Raw genomic sequence first — 13518 nt, 5'->3', positions numbered from 1 at the left:
TTTTTGAAGGAACGCTAATTGTAGTGTGGTATCAACATAAGCCTGTATTTAAAGCAGGGGGATATAAATTCAAAAGTTATTACTATGAATGCCGCCATGAGTTTAACTTAACGAAGAAGATTATAGCTAATTCACAGTAGAGGTTTACGTCAGATAACATCATATCCAAGCTTTGGGTCCTGACGCTCCCAGGGTCAGCCCAGAGGGAATTGGCAGGGAAGTGGAATCAGGCGGGCGGACACATCCGCACCGACTAACCGCATCGGGGCCTCCCTAACGTGGCTTAAGTCGGTGGGACGTCGTGGATACAGTAACGTTATAGGAAATCAGCGTATAAAAATACAAAATAAATTATTCAAACTCTGAATAGGAGTGGAATCATGCTGGAAGCGGTTATTTTCGATATGGATGGTACACTATTTCAAACAAACAAAATCTTAGAGTTATCGTTAGAAGAAACGTTTTCTGTCTTGAGGTCTCGTAATGAATGGTCGAGTGAAGCTCCAACCCAAAAATATCGTGAAATAATGGGAGTTCCTCTACCAGTAGTTTGGGAAACATTATTACCGAATCATTCAACTGAAATCAGACGAATTGTGGACGAGATCTTCCTAGAGAAGCTAATTGCAAATATTAATAATGGCAATGGCGCCCTATATCCTCATGTCAACGAAATCTTTGATTACTTGAAACATGAAGGCTATTTCATTTTTATTGCAAGTAATGGACTAAACGAATACCTCAATGCCATCGTTAACTGCTACAAATTAGATAAGTGGGTGGCAGAAACTTATAGCATCCAACAAATAGGAACTCAAAATAAGGATGACTTAGTCGGTCATATTCTTAAAAAACATCACATCAGCAATGCAACTGTAGTTGGGGACAGGATTTCTGATTTCAATGCCGCAAAAAACAATGGGTTGAAGGCTATTGGTTGTCGATTTGATTTTGCCCAAGAAGGGGAGCTTGCACAAGCGGATTTTATTATTGACGACTTACTTGAATTAAAAAATATATTTAAACATCAGGGAAAGTAGAATGCTTTTGTAATTATATCGAAGAAGACGCTGAAATCATATAACACCATATTTAAGCTGCGGTTACCCCTTGTTCACAATGATGTTTTTGGCAGGGGAGTTGATTCATGTGACAACTTGCTGCGCAAGTTCGTGAATACAGAACGTTATACGCAACCCCTTAAGAATGTTAAACCATGCAACCAATTAATAACAAATAATAAATATAGGTGAAAGAATACATTTACAACGTAGCAGTTGAAAACCAGGATGAACGGAATATTAGAAGGTGTACCATATAACAATAAATTTCCACATTGTTAGTTATGCTCCTTGGTCATCAAGAGGAATACCAGAGAAGCGGATTCATAATAAAGTGCAAACTAAAGAATATTTCTATTATGCGAAAGAGAGGATCAAATGAATTATCATTTTGGTTTTTCATGGAAGGGTCTGATAATCTTTTTATTGCCAATGATACCAAATATATTTTATTTTTTAATTCCTGCGTCAGATATATCAGGAAACCATTCAAATAGCCATTTGATTTTAGATGTTTTGGAGCACGGAAGTCAGGCGATATTTTTCTTTCTTCTGATATTTGTTGTAAGAAAACAAGCATCTGAAATGCGATGTCCGTATATAATTGGTATGGCAATAATGTTGATTTTTTATTATGGGCTATGGATATTGTATTTTACAGGCAATGCAAACTCGATTATTTTTTTGGGGATGGCCGTTCTCCCGGTAGTATATTTTATATTAGCTGAGATTTGGCTTCAAAATTATCTGGCTATTATACCAACAGTACTTTTTGGTATTGTGCATGTCATTAATACATATTTGTCTATTGCGAATTAAAGGGAGGACAACAATCCTCTTAAATTTTGATTGTGCGTTCAGCATGTATTCTATATCAAGGATTAAGTCCCGAATGGTGAGGGGAGAAGTAAGCCATAGCTTAAGGCAGGGGTGTCCAACGTGAGCAGGAATCTGAATGAAGCCATCGGCAAATCTCCGGTCCGAGGAACACGAGCCTCTTATAAGGCTAGAGTTCATTAGATGAAGTTACTACACAAACCAACGTTGATACTGCTGAAGGCGTACGAGAGTAAATGAGGGGATCTTTCCTATGCGGAAACGGATTTGATAGGAGCAAAAGATAGAACCAAAAGATAAAACACGTAAAGACATATTAAATACGTAAAACACACAAGACATATAAGGATGTGGAATCGAAGAAAAAGGGGCAGCATATAACAATGCATTTTTGCTTCGTCGCTGACGCTCCTCGGTCTTCAAGAGGGATTTCGGAAAAGTGGAATCAGGCGACACATCCAACCGGCTAAGTGGCAAAGCCACCCGGACCTCCGGTCCTTAAGCCGTTTGGACGTCAGAAATGTGCAACGTTATACGCAATACCCTAAAATTAAGAAGAAACTAAAGAACAATAAAAGAAGAAACATAATAAAACTTAATTGAAGGTGATAATTATGAAAGAATGGGACTACAGTAAGCCTTGGTTTCATGGCTCGCCATTATTTCTAAATGAATTACTAGTCGGAAGCACAATAACTCAAGATCGAGAGTTAGCAAGAATCTTTTCGCAGAAACCATCTATTGTTTCTTTTGATGAGAATGGCGCAAGATTTCATAATGGTAAGTTATGTGGATACATTTACATAATTGATGAGGAAATTATAAGTGAGGATGTATATCCACATCCAGCAACTACCATGAAACCTGGTGAAGAATGGCTCATAAAAAGAAGATTAAAAGTACAAAAGATAGATGAAACAAAAACAAGAGCGGAAGAACAACTTTCAGAGGAAGAGGAGGTAGAATTATTGGAAAAGCTAAATAACAGATAGCCCATAGCTTAGTCACAGAAGAGGGCACTGCGTATAACAATATATTCACACCTCGGGCCATTCGGCCCTGGGTCCGGCAGGGAAATTGGCAGCAGCCGGACAACCCTGCGGACCCGGCTGTAGCCCTTAAGCCAGTGAGGGTTCGTGAATACAGGAACGTTAGAAAATCAGTTCAAAACAAAAAAAAGCAAATTGTTATCAGCTAATTCAACTAACAGGCAGTATAGTTAATCATTCTTACGAATGAAATTCACTTATTTTCCAGTCAGCAAACCTTAAGAAATAACGATTGTTAAGAAGAATCTAGAAAATGTTGAATAGATGAAAGGAGTAATTTTGATGCAATTTAAATTGTATATGGATGTGCATGAGTTTTACAGAGATACCTACGAAGTGCTGATGCGTCATGAGGCACAAAATATGATTCCTCTGGGCAATATCATAATTGGACATCAAGGAAAAGACAAAACAGATTGGCGTGACCCTGTAAATTGGCTCATGGTCACTATTTCGGATGCTACGGGCATACAACTTACTGCAATAATGACACCGCCACACAATATTACACTTTATGCAACGGACAACATCCTTAACCCGGAGGCTGTACGCTGTTTGATAGACGGGCTGAATGACCGTGAAATTCCGGGTGTGACGACGGAAAAAAAATTGGCGGAGTGTTTTGCCGAAGAATATGTCTTGCGCAAGGGTATAACTATTCATACAACCATGCGCCAATGTATATATGAACTTACAGCGGTAAACCCGGACATTCCAAAGATCGGTACCGTTCGGCTGCTGGATAAAAAGGATCTTCACTTCTTTCCCTACTGGGCTGAAGCTTTTTCAGCAGCGTCAAGTTATGGCAAAACAGAAATGTTCATACCGCAAGAGGCAGAGCCTTATCTCTACCGGATCGCATCGAAAAAACTCTATATTTTAGAGGACGACAAAGGAATGCCTGTTTCCATGGCCGGATATACAAGGGAGATGCAAACGGCTATCGGCGTGGCCTTTGTCTATACGCCTCCCTATGAGCGCGGAAAGGGCTACGCGACTTCGATCGTGGCACACATTAGCCAACTTGCATTGGAGAAAGGATTTACTAAGTGCGTTTTATATACAGATTTAGAAAATCCCACATCAAATAGCATCTACCGAAAGATAGGCTATATGCCAATTTGTGATTCACTTCAACTAGAATTTGAATATTAGAATGATGTGGATAGGACTTCTAACAAGGTGAAATGAGAGCATCATATAAAGTAAAGATACAGCGGTAATTACGGAGAGACCGCCGTTTTTGTGAATCAAAATAGTTAAATACGTGTGGTTCTGTATATACCGTTGATGCATCAATAGAACATTACTATAAATTTTAATACGGTGCTCCATATTTAGACTGGGCTTGGTCTTCATTTCCCGAATACAATTTCGGAATTGTAAAACTATTAATTAATAATGGAGCAAATTTAAATGACAAGGATTTCCCATCTATACTGAGTGCTGCAAGGTATGGAAAGAGAGAAGATTTTGAATATATTATTAATCGTGGAGCCGATATCAATTTAGTTAGCTTTGTATGATGCCGACCCATTTCCTCCAGGTTACCTTGTAACAATCAGAAAGGGCTTCATTAAAGCACTGAAGCGAAAGGAATATATAAACATGAACAATTCCCTCCTGAAACTTCGAAAGAAATTTATCTTGATAATAGTGATTATGGATATAATTTGGTTATTTTCATCTATCATCAATTATGATATTACTATATTCAAAAAAAGTAACTTTGTAATTCCTATCGTACTACACATCATTTTATTTTTTTGGTTAGGCTATAAAAGTAAAGGAAGAAAGCTAATTCTTTTTGTTGTTTTGATTATTTTTTCTTCTCTTCTTTTGATTAAGTATTCATTTGCTCCAGTATTTGATCCATACAGCTACGAACATCTGCATATCCCTGGCCCTGGGCACTATAGTGAAGTTATAGTTGAACATCGAGCTAATCTGCTGGATCAAGGCATTACACAGTATCGTGTCTACCAAACGAAGTTTTGGGGTTTATTCTTAACTGAGTTAACGACTAAGGAAGTTGTGATAGAAGAACCACATGACTTATATCTTTCCCAAGAAGATATTTTTGATTACTCTGCTCCAAAATGGACGAGAGGGACAGTTAGCTTTGATACCTATAAAGGAAAACTTACTCTCAAGCTCAAATGACTGAACATAACACCCAAAATATTTATGAATTGGATTTACTTCAAGAAGGTGCTATGGAAAGGCATTAGGATAGGGACATAAGGACGATTTTAAATGAGAACTCAAAGAAACGCCCGACATCACCTACCATAATATTCATGCTGCGGACATTCGTCCTTTGTCCGGCATTTGCCGGACACTCAGCATACGCCGAGTCCTGAATACAGGAACGTTAGCAGAAATCAGGGGAATGCTTAATTAAATTATAAAGTTTAGATAAACTATTAGTTAAGGACGGTGATTTCAATGAGTAGCTTGTTACTAACCTCTTGTGGTTTTTATACTGAAGATATTAAAAATCAATTTCTGGATTTTATTGATGGAGATATTTCTCAATTAAAAGTCTCAATTATTACAACAGCATCCCCTAGAAAAGAAACTAATAGATATGCACAAAGAGCAATGCAAGAGTTTAAGGACATGGGATTTCAGCATATCAATTTTGTAGATATTGAATTTGATGACCCGCAAATTCTCTTACATAGAGATGTTATATATATCAATGGTGGAAATCCATTTACATTATTGTATTACGCGAAGAAAAGTGGTGCTGATGAAGTTATTAAAACACTGGCTGCACAGAATGTAATTATAGTTGGAGTAAGTGCAGGAACGTTATTACTGGGGCCGAATATTAACATTGTCGATTTCTTTACTCCACAGATGAACACAATGAATTTAACGGATTTTAAGGCATTAGGTGTAACTGACAAGTTTATTTTTCCTCACTATGATCGAGAGGACATATTTAAAGATCGTACTAATAAAACAATTGAAGAGAGAATAGCAGAATTTGAATCCATTGAGAACTGTAAGGTGACAAGGTTTAAAGATGAAGAATATATCTCAATCTTAATAAACCAAGCACATTGAAAGTCGTAAATTCATTATAAGTAGCTAGAAGAAGCTCATATTTTAGGAGGAGTCTATATGATATTAGAAAAAGTTATAAATAAAATTACCATACAAAGTGAATATAAGGATTTGGTTGATAAGTATGTGGATCATATTCTTAACGAATTCAAAGATAAGATTCATAGCATTTATATGTGTGGCTCGATTCCAAAAGGAACGGCTCAACCTTTTAAGTCAGATGCAGACTTTACTATTGTATGTGCAAATCCCGAAGATATTGATTACGAAAGATTGTCAATGATTAAAGACAGGCTTTTGGAAGAATATCCATTCGTCACTAAGATGGATACGATCATTTGCTCGATTGATGATGTATTAAGTAGACCGAATGATTGGGGTTTTTGGATTAAGATCATTTGTGTTTGTATACATGGGGAGGACATTGGTGAAAAAGTACCCCCGATCATAATTTCTCAAGAATTCATTTTAGACTTAAATACAGATACCAAGGAGGAAGTAGATCGTGTACATCGATCACTTTCTAATGTTAGTGATCACTCAATGAAAACTAGATATATTAAAGGTTACTCTAAGAGATTAATTCGTGCATTATACTCTTTGATTTTAGAAGATACAGGGGTATGGGAAGATGAAATCATTAAGATGAAGAATGCCATATTAAACTATTGTGAGATTAACTCCGCTTTAGTTGAGTATCTGTATGCTTGTTACTTGGATAGCGATGTATCTGCTGAAGAGTTTCTGGAAATCGCAGATGAAGTATATCGCTATTTTGAGAACGCTTTAAATACAATGGCTGCTTCCAGAAATTCAGTTGGCTAACAACATATTGACGCTCGTAGTCACTCTGAGAAGCGATCCAGCCCCTAAGTCCGTCGGGACATCACTGGCAAGATTGAAAGGAGAAAATATGATACTTGGGTTGTATGAAGCACATTTACCAGTAAGTAACTTACATCAATCTATCGAATTTTATTCTAAATTAGGATTAGAGCTGGCCTGGAGAGATGAAGATACAGCGTTCTTCTGGATTGAAAAAGAAAAGAGTTGGGTCGGTCTATGGCAAGGCAAAGAGCATAAAACTTCTTATCATCCATCATTAAGGCATATAGCATTTCGAGTTAGTTATGAAGATCTTCGAGACAGTGTGAAATGGCTTCAATCAATTGAAATAGAGCCTGTCCCATTTGGAAAAAGAGATTCAATAGATCCATTTGTTAGGCCTAATCAGGGAAATGCTTCAGTCTACTTCAATGATCCAGATGGAAATAGTTTAGAATTAATGTGTTTTGTAAGTGTCCCTGAAAACTTAAAGAATATATCCAATAAATTATCAATCGAAGAATGGGAAGACCTTTTGAAGAGATAAAAACTAAAGAATGTATTTGGGGATTTAAAAGAAGTATCAGCATCAGATAACATAATATTCAGGCTGCGGCTCCTTCGGAGCCTTGGTCTACCGAATGAAAGCGCTTCATAAAAAATATTAAACTAAGTTGAACGTATGAATACAGAAACGTTAGGCGAAATAATGCTAGTGGAAGGAGATTTAAATGCATATTAGAGGAGTAATTCTTGAGGGGTACTCAAATGCCGGGAAGACTTCAGTATTAAAAGCAATTAAACGATATCAATCACAAGAAGAATCCTCAGAACGGAGCGTAGTTATCCTTGGAGAACATTATACTCAAATTTTGAATAATAAACATGGAGAATATGTAAGTCTAACCCGGGAAGGACACATTGAGTTACTTAAAGAGCGGGTTGACATGCTAAAGAAACTTAACGAATGGGCAATTCAACTTGGTCCTGCATCTAGAGGATCTAGGGGACTATTTTATGTTCTGGAGAGGTTTCACTTAAATCATAGAGCTGCATTTGTAGATTCGGATTTGGATGAGATAAATAAAATAGAAGAACAGCTTGAGTCTTTAGGTGCCAGGTGTATTTTGCTTACAATCTCGCCCGAAGTTGTAGAAGAAAGAATTAAAAGTAGACAACCAGAAGAATGGATCTATAAAACAGAAGAAGAAGTAAGATCGTCGGTAAGTGAATTATTAAGAATCCAAAATGTATTAAGACATCAAGCTCAAATCTCAAGAGTTCCAACAATAGAAATCAATACAGATGATAAGAATTGGGATGAGTATGTAAGGGTAATCATGGAGGGCAACGACATTGCCTAACCAGATGTTCAAGCATCGTCGCTAGTGCTCCTTGGTCGGGTAGAAACTATAAGTAGAAGAATGTATCCAGCCAGTCGTCGTGAACACAAAATGTTAGATGAAATCAGTTAAAATCAAAATCAATATGAGGTGCGTAATGGATCGTAAGATTGTTCAAACCGCAAAAGAGATAGCAATAAGAATTATTCGCGAAGCAGGTCTAATCTCTAAAGAGAAGTTTGATAACTTTGTTGAACTGAGATCTAAAGATGAATTTGGGGATGTGGTTACTGAAGTAGATCATATCTGTGAAGAAATCATCATCAAACAAATACAAGGCGTATTTCCAAATCATCAGATACACAGTGAAGAGGCAGGGCTTATCGGAACTAAGCACGATTGGTTATGGTTAATTGATCCTTTAGACGGAACTAATAATTTTGCGATTGGTTTACCTGTTTTTACGATATCAATTACTTTAATGTACAAAAGAGAGCCTGTGCTTGGAGTGGTCTATGAACCTCTAACAGAACGTTTATTTGTATCTGTTATTGGTGAAGGGACAAGCTGCAATAATCGACAAATACAAATTAAGAGTAACCCGAATATTTTCAAAGGAAATATAGGTTGGATTCAAGGTCACAGAGTACAAAACGACCCACAAGCAGTAAAACTAAGACAACACATTGATATTAGATTTAAACGAATGTTAAGATTGTGGGCTCCAACGCTTCAATGGTGTATGTTGGCCAAAGGAGATATTGATGGAATTGTTCTGTACAATTCTGAAGGTGATGACTTGTATTCAGGTATCTTAATGGTTAAGGAAGCAGGGGGGCTTGTTATAGATTTTGAAGGAAATAAGTTTAATGGAATGAAAGAAGAACCTTATTTAATTGCATGTCACCCAGACCACAAAGAAGAATTATTGCAAATTGTAAGAGAAGGATTGAGCTAACACCTAGAAGCAACTGACTTCATCTAACATTATATCCACGTTTGGGAGCCTGACAGTTCCTCGATCGGCGAGAAGCAATCGGCAGGGAAGAGAATTCAGCGGACACCTCCGCCCTGACTAACCGCATCGCGGCCGGACCAATTGGTCGCTTAAGTTGGTGGGAGGGTCGTGGATACAGGAACGTTATGTGCCATTAAAGGAGATAATTTATGAAAGGTAAGATACTCTTATTAGTTTTTATTACAATAGTGTTTTCATCTTGCCAAAATAGTAGTCAATCGACTACCTTGAACAGCGAAACTAAATCAAAAATGAATTCTGAACTACCTCCTGATGAAGTGAGTACAGGTAATGGAACAGAACCGAAAGAAATAACTGAAGGTCGATCAGATGCTTCTAACAATGAAGTGTTATCCATGAGCATTGGGAACTATGAATTGAAAGGAGAATTTTATGATGAAATGCTTCGAAATCCTATAGATCATGATTATGAAGTGGAATTTAATGAGGCTCAAAATTCAAAAGAGATTATTACAACAATGGGATGGGAAGCGTTGGAAAGCAAATATACAGAGATTTGGGATAAAGAGTTGAATCAAATATATAATAAGCTTCTTTCTAAGTTGGATGAAGAACCAAGAGAAGCACTAATTGAATCGCAGAAAGAATGGTTACAGTATCACTTAAAGGAAACAAAATTTGTAGAGAAGACATTTATTAATAATGGTTATCTTGGATCAAAAGGATCGGTAAGCCTAGGCATGGTTATACGGGAGAGAATTATGGAAAGAACAATGCAATTATTTGAATATCGATATTTGCTAGATGGTGAAGTTGAGTTTTTATACCAAAGTAAAAAATAGAGATGGGATCTGGATTAAAGGTTTTTAGGTGATGCTTCGAAGCAGTAACGGCACATAACAATGTATTCAAGCTGTAGGGATACCACGCCTTGGTCGCCTGCGAAGTTTCGATGAAGTGAATCCAGACGACACATTGATTTTACTTAAGATAAGAGCAATCTAAGGGGAATCAAAGTCAGGAATGGACATACGTTAGATGAAACCGCGAAGTGCATTGAAAAAACAAAAAGGAGTTAGATGCAAACATGGAATTAAAACTTGTCCGAGTAAATCCTGAAGATAAAAGTATACTAATCAATTTATATGAATTGTACGAGTATGACTTCAGTAAATATACAGGTCGAGATATAGATAGAAACGGAAAATTTGAAGTAAACATAGATTATTATTGGGAAGGCGACGAAAGATGGAATCCATTTTTTATAGAAAGAGCAGGTATAATCGTTGGTTTTATAGTAGTCCTTTTTGAGAATATGGATACTGATCCAGATCCAACGCATGTGATATACGATTTTATGGTTTTACAGAAATACAGAAGATCGGGCATAGGTCGTAAAGCAGCAATAGAAGCATTTAAGATGTACAAAGCGAATTGGAAGATTTCGCAAATGGAGAGCAATCTTCCGGCAAGGACATTTTGGAGAAGTGTAATAGAAGGTTTTAAAGGAACTAACTACACTGAACACTATGTACAAGATCGAAAAAAATATATACAAGAATTTAGTACAAGAAATTAAAGGCATTTATTGCGGGAAGCTTAGTATAGAGCAATTCTAAACGTATTCTTATCAGTGGTTCTGTTGATGATTGCTAATATGAAAGATAAGATAGAATTATGGAGGGGAAAAGATGAACATAATCAAGTGTAATATACGAGAACTCATGGCAGAACATCGAATAGATGATATAACAGAATTGATGACAAAATCGGGCTTAAGCCGGAATTCGATCAATAAGCTCTATAGGGAAACAAATATAGAAACAACAAAGCTGGAAACCTTATTCAAGCTATGCGATACATTTAATTGTAAATTATCTGATTTAATTGAATACGTACCAGGAGAAAAATAAATCGTGAAGGTCAATTCGAGAAGCGATTCAGTCCTATAACATAATATTCAAGCATTGCTCCTTCGGAGCCTGGGGCTGCGGATGGATTTCGAGAAGATTTTCAGCGGACACCCCCCTTTGGGGTTCATGATTACAGAAACGTTATCCAATACTCTCAATCAAAACAACAAGCATAGGAGCAATATTATGACAATCATTTTCAAAGAAATAAAAGACATTGATACACAGGCAATTCAAGAACTGTTTCATTCGGTGGACTGGAAATCAGGAGATTTCCCAGAAGATCTTAGACAAGCAATAAACAACTCGCATAGGGTTATTACTGCATGGGATGATAACAAATTAGTTGGTTTGATAAATGCATTGTCTGACGGCGTGATGACAGTATATTTTCATTACATGTTAGTACACAAAGAATATCAATCATTAGGAATTGGAAAGAGAATGATGGAACAAATGCTTAGTCGATATTCTAATGTCAAAACAAAAGTACTTATATCCTATGATAGTGCAGAAAAATTCTATGGAATATTTGGATTTAAGCCAGAAGAAGGAACTAAAGCCATGTTTATTTCAGATATGGTATAGCATTGAAGTAAAGATCTCGATCTGATGAGAATTGATTATAGATGAAGTTGTTTTTAAGAAGGTCGCTATATAAAGCTTCAATTCGGATATGAAGGGATACCAGATGATAAGTTATAAACCATTTCAAAAATTATTGATTGACAGGGAGATTAAGAAGCAGGATTTATTGAAAATGACGGGGATTTCATCGGCAACGATGGCAAAACTTAATACGAATGAGTATGTATCGTTAGAAGTAATCGATAAATTATGTACGGCATTGGGATGTCAGCCTGGAGATCTATTGGAGCATATAGCGGATTCGAAACTAAGTTGAAGAAGAAAATAATATGTTAGTCAAATCAGAGAATCGATTCCGACGTATAACATTATATTCATGCTATGGCTCTTAACGGAGCCATGGTCTGCTGGAGGTGTATTTTATGGAAGCGCTTCAGCATACATATTTAAAAACGCTGAACGTCGTGAGTACGGGAACGTTTTGTGAGATTATCGCTAATGTTAAAAGCAGGGAGGAATAAGGGTGAGTCGAAGACAAACTTTAGCTAGATTTAGAATCAATTCTTAGATGTTTTCCAAGAGATAATCCGAATGTTTGTTCCGAGTGGTGATTACAGAAACGTTATCGGAAAGTCTAGTGAAGATATATTTATAAATGATCAAAATCCGATAATTGGAGGTTACTTATGAGAGCATTCACTGTAGAAGCAGTTTTTATTGATCGTGATGGAACGATCGGTGGTTCAGATGAAGTCCTTTACCCGGGGGAATTTGAATTGTTTCCATACACTAAAAAATCTCTGGAAAAATTAAAAACACTTGGAATTAAACTGTACGGATTTACGAATCAGCCCGGTATTTCAAGAGGTGAAACTACAAAAGAAGCATTTGTAAGAGAAATGTTAGAATTTGGCTTTGATAATGTTTTTATATGTCCGCATCAACATACGGAGAGATGTGAGTGCCGTAAACCGAACCCAGGAATGTTACTTGACGCTGCTAAGAAAAACAATTTAGATTTAAGTAAATGTATTGTAATTGGGGATCGATGGTCTGATATTTTAGCAGGTCATCATGCTGGATGCAAAAAGATATTAGTTTTGACAGGAGCGGGGAATGAAGCTTTAAATAAATACAGACATAAATGGTTAAACACAGAAGCGGATTTTATTGCAAGTGATTTCGAAGAAGCAGTTAATTATATTATTAGTCTAGAAGGAACGATTGAAGAGGACCTAAGATAGGAACTATCTAAGGTCCGCTCGCGTTGTGAATACGGGAACGTAATATAGGATAGATATAAACAGAAAAACCTGGAAAAGAGCCTATAAAAATTATGTTAGGTGTAGAAATAAGATGTATAAGAATAGTAAATATTGGTATATTATTTGTGTGAGTGTTAAAAAAATGAATTTGATAGGAGGATTTAGAATGAAATTTATCGTTTCTGCTAGTGTAATCGTTCTCAATGAACATAATGAGATTTTACTGATGAAAGGTCGAAGAGGCTGGGAAATGCCTCAAGGTTGTGTTGAAGAAGGAGAGACTATTAGGCAGGCAGCAGTTCGAGAAGTGAAAGAGGAAACAGGGATTGACATTGAATTAATTAAATTTTGTGGATTGTATCAGAACATAACTCGCGGCGTATGCAACAATATATTTACTGGAAAACCGATTGGTGGAGCTTTAACTACCAGTGATGAAAGTGAAGAGGTGGGCTACTTTACTTTAGAAGAAGCTCGGCAAATGATAACTTGGGGGAACTTCTATGAAAGAATTCATAATGCATTAGATGAGCAAAGCCATCCATTTCTGATTGAATTTTCAGAATAAGGTCACTCATTATGG

17 protein-coding genes are annotated in these 13518 nt (G+C 36.6%); all 17 read left to right on the top strand.

Annotation, left to right across the window (positions count from 1 at the left end; all coding sequences use genetic code 11):
- Positions 1 to 380: 380 nt before the first annotated feature.
- The 17 genes from D829_RS0111530 (at position 381) to D829_RS0111440 (ending at position 13503) form a co-directional block, all read left to right on the top strand.
- Positions 381 to 1040, top strand: coding sequence for an HAD hydrolase-like protein (locus D829_RS0111530; RefSeq protein ID WP_017689046.1), 660 nt, complete (start codon positions 381 to 383; stop codon positions 1038 to 1040).
- Positions 1041 to 1439: 399 nt separating this feature from the next.
- Entirely contained in the window at positions 1440 to 1880 is a 441-nt protein-coding gene (locus D829_RS0111525) for a hypothetical protein (RefSeq protein ID WP_017689045.1), read from the top strand.
- 632 nt (positions 1881 to 2512) lie between these two features.
- The gene (locus tag D829_RS0111520; protein WP_017689044.1) at positions 2513 to 2890 is read left to right on the top strand and encodes a hypothetical protein; all 378 of its coding nucleotides are present in this window, start codon (positions 2513 to 2515) and stop codon (positions 2888 to 2890) included.
- A gap of 339 nt (positions 2891 to 3229) precedes the next feature.
- Positions 3230 to 4102 (top strand): GNAT family N-acetyltransferase, encoded by an 873-nt coding sequence (locus D829_RS0111515; protein ID WP_017689043.1) that lies wholly within the window; start codon positions 3230 to 3232, stop codon positions 4100 to 4102.
- Between the two features lie 453 nt (positions 4103 to 4555).
- Positions 4556 to 5110 (top strand): hypothetical protein, encoded by a 555-nt coding sequence (locus tag D829_RS0111510; protein ID WP_017689042.1) that lies wholly within the window; start codon positions 4556 to 4558, stop codon positions 5108 to 5110.
- 285 nt (positions 5111 to 5395) lie between these two features.
- Positions 5396 to 6022: a Type 1 glutamine amidotransferase-like domain-containing protein gene (locus D829_RS0111505; RefSeq protein ID WP_017689041.1), complete on the top strand. Its 627-nt coding sequence runs from the start codon at positions 5396 to 5398 to the stop codon at positions 6020 to 6022.
- A 57-nt stretch (positions 6023 to 6079) separates the two neighbouring features.
- Positions 6080 to 6847 (top strand): nucleotidyltransferase domain-containing protein, encoded by a 768-nt coding sequence (locus D829_RS0111500; RefSeq protein WP_017689040.1) that lies wholly within the window; start codon positions 6080 to 6082, stop codon positions 6845 to 6847.
- 88 nt (positions 6848 to 6935) lie between these two features.
- The gene (locus D829_RS0111495) at positions 6936 to 7394 is read left to right on the top strand and encodes a VOC family protein (protein WP_017689039.1); all 459 of its coding nucleotides are present in this window, start codon (positions 6936 to 6938) and stop codon (positions 7392 to 7394) included.
- Positions 7395 to 7578: 184 nt separating this feature from the next.
- Positions 7579 to 8211, top strand: a complete 633-nt coding sequence (locus tag D829_RS0111490) for a hypothetical protein (RefSeq protein WP_017689038.1) — start codon at positions 7579 to 7581, stop codon at positions 8209 to 8211.
- Positions 8212 to 8347: 136 nt separating this feature from the next.
- A complete protein-coding gene (locus D829_RS0111485) occupies positions 8348 to 9148 on the top strand; it encodes an inositol monophosphatase (protein WP_017689037.1) in 801 nt (266 codons plus the stop codon).
- Positions 9149 to 9357: 209 nt separating this feature from the next.
- Positions 9358 to 10011: a lysozyme inhibitor LprI family protein gene (locus D829_RS0111480; protein WP_017689036.1), complete on the top strand. Its 654-nt coding sequence runs from the start codon at positions 9358 to 9360 to the stop codon at positions 10009 to 10011.
- Positions 10012 to 10256: 245 nt separating this feature from the next.
- Positions 10257 to 10748, top strand: coding sequence for a GNAT family N-acetyltransferase (locus D829_RS0111475; RefSeq protein WP_017689035.1), 492 nt, complete (start codon positions 10257 to 10259; stop codon positions 10746 to 10748).
- A 112-nt stretch (positions 10749 to 10860) separates the two neighbouring features.
- Positions 10861 to 11082 carry a helix-turn-helix transcriptional regulator gene (locus D829_RS0111470; protein WP_017689034.1) on the top strand — a complete coding sequence of 74 codons (222 nt, stop codon included), beginning with the start codon at positions 10861 to 10863 and terminating at the stop codon, positions 11080 to 11082.
- A gap of 186 nt (positions 11083 to 11268) precedes the next feature.
- A complete protein-coding gene (locus D829_RS0111465; protein ID WP_026081131.1) occupies positions 11269 to 11670 on the top strand; it encodes a GNAT family N-acetyltransferase in 402 nt (133 codons plus the stop codon).
- 103 nt (positions 11671 to 11773) lie between these two features.
- Positions 11774 to 11986, top strand: coding sequence for a helix-turn-helix transcriptional regulator (locus tag D829_RS0111460; protein ID WP_017689032.1), 213 nt, complete (start codon positions 11774 to 11776; stop codon positions 11984 to 11986).
- 370 nt (positions 11987 to 12356) lie between these two features.
- Complete coding sequence (locus D829_RS0111445) at positions 12357 to 12914, top strand: HAD-IIIA family hydrolase (protein ID WP_017689029.1); 558 nt, start codon at positions 12357 to 12359, stop codon at positions 12912 to 12914.
- 187 nt (positions 12915 to 13101) lie between these two features.
- The gene (locus D829_RS0111440) at positions 13102 to 13503 is read left to right on the top strand and encodes an NUDIX domain-containing protein (RefSeq protein ID WP_017689028.1); all 402 of its coding nucleotides are present in this window, start codon (positions 13102 to 13104) and stop codon (positions 13501 to 13503) included.
- Positions 13504 to 13518 lie beyond the last annotated feature (15 nt).

This window comes from Paenibacillus sp. PAMC 26794 (genome assembly GCF_000316035.1).
Lineage (GTDB): Bacteria > Bacillota > Bacilli > Paenibacillales > Paenibacillaceae > Paenibacillus.
Note: the sequence above shows the minus strand (reverse complement) of the source record. Positions and strands in the feature narration are given on the sequence as shown.

What these genes read in the sequence shown, in the direction of transcription:
- D829_RS0111530 (WP_017689046.1), top strand. Translation starts at nt 381, where the DNA reads ATGCTGGAAGCGGTTATTTTCGATATGGATGGTACACTATTTCAAACA.
- D829_RS0111525 (WP_017689045.1), top strand. Translation starts at nt 1,440, where the DNA reads ATGAATTATCATTTTGGTTTTTCATGGAAGGGTCTGATAATCTTTTTA.
- D829_RS0111520 (WP_017689044.1), top strand. Translation starts at nt 2,513, where the DNA reads ATGAAAGAATGGGACTACAGTAAGCCTTGGTTTCATGGCTCGCCATTA.
- D829_RS0111515 (WP_017689043.1), top strand. Translation starts at nt 3,230, where the DNA reads ATGCAATTTAAATTGTATATGGATGTGCATGAGTTTTACAGAGATACC.
- D829_RS0111510 (WP_017689042.1), top strand. Translation starts at nt 4,556, where the DNA reads ATGAACAATTCCCTCCTGAAACTTCGAAAGAAATTTATCTTGATAATA.
- D829_RS0111505 (WP_017689041.1), top strand. Translation starts at nt 5,396, where the DNA reads ATGAGTAGCTTGTTACTAACCTCTTGTGGTTTTTATACTGAAGATATT.
- D829_RS0111500 (WP_017689040.1), top strand. Translation starts at nt 6,080, where the DNA reads ATGATATTAGAAAAAGTTATAAATAAAATTACCATACAAAGTGAATAT.
- D829_RS0111495 (WP_017689039.1), top strand. Translation starts at nt 6,936, where the DNA reads ATGATACTTGGGTTGTATGAAGCACATTTACCAGTAAGTAACTTACAT.
- D829_RS0111490 (WP_017689038.1), top strand. Translation starts at nt 7,579, where the DNA reads ATGCATATTAGAGGAGTAATTCTTGAGGGGTACTCAAATGCCGGGAAG.
- D829_RS0111485 (WP_017689037.1), top strand. Translation starts at nt 8,348, where the DNA reads ATGGATCGTAAGATTGTTCAAACCGCAAAAGAGATAGCAATAAGAATT.
- D829_RS0111480 (WP_017689036.1), top strand. Translation starts at nt 9,358, where the DNA reads ATGAAAGGTAAGATACTCTTATTAGTTTTTATTACAATAGTGTTTTCA.
- D829_RS0111475 (WP_017689035.1), top strand. Translation starts at nt 10,257, where the DNA reads ATGGAATTAAAACTTGTCCGAGTAAATCCTGAAGATAAAAGTATACTA.
- D829_RS0111470 (WP_017689034.1), top strand. Translation starts at nt 10,861, where the DNA reads ATGAACATAATCAAGTGTAATATACGAGAACTCATGGCAGAACATCGA.
- D829_RS0111465 (WP_026081131.1), top strand. Translation starts at nt 11,269, where the DNA reads ATGACAATCATTTTCAAAGAAATAAAAGACATTGATACACAGGCAATT.
- D829_RS0111460 (WP_017689032.1), top strand. Translation starts at nt 11,774, where the DNA reads ATGATAAGTTATAAACCATTTCAAAAATTATTGATTGACAGGGAGATT.
- D829_RS0111445 (WP_017689029.1), top strand. Translation starts at nt 12,357, where the DNA reads ATGAGAGCATTCACTGTAGAAGCAGTTTTTATTGATCGTGATGGAACG.
- D829_RS0111440 (WP_017689028.1), top strand. Translation starts at nt 13,102, where the DNA reads ATGAAATTTATCGTTTCTGCTAGTGTAATCGTTCTCAATGAACATAAT.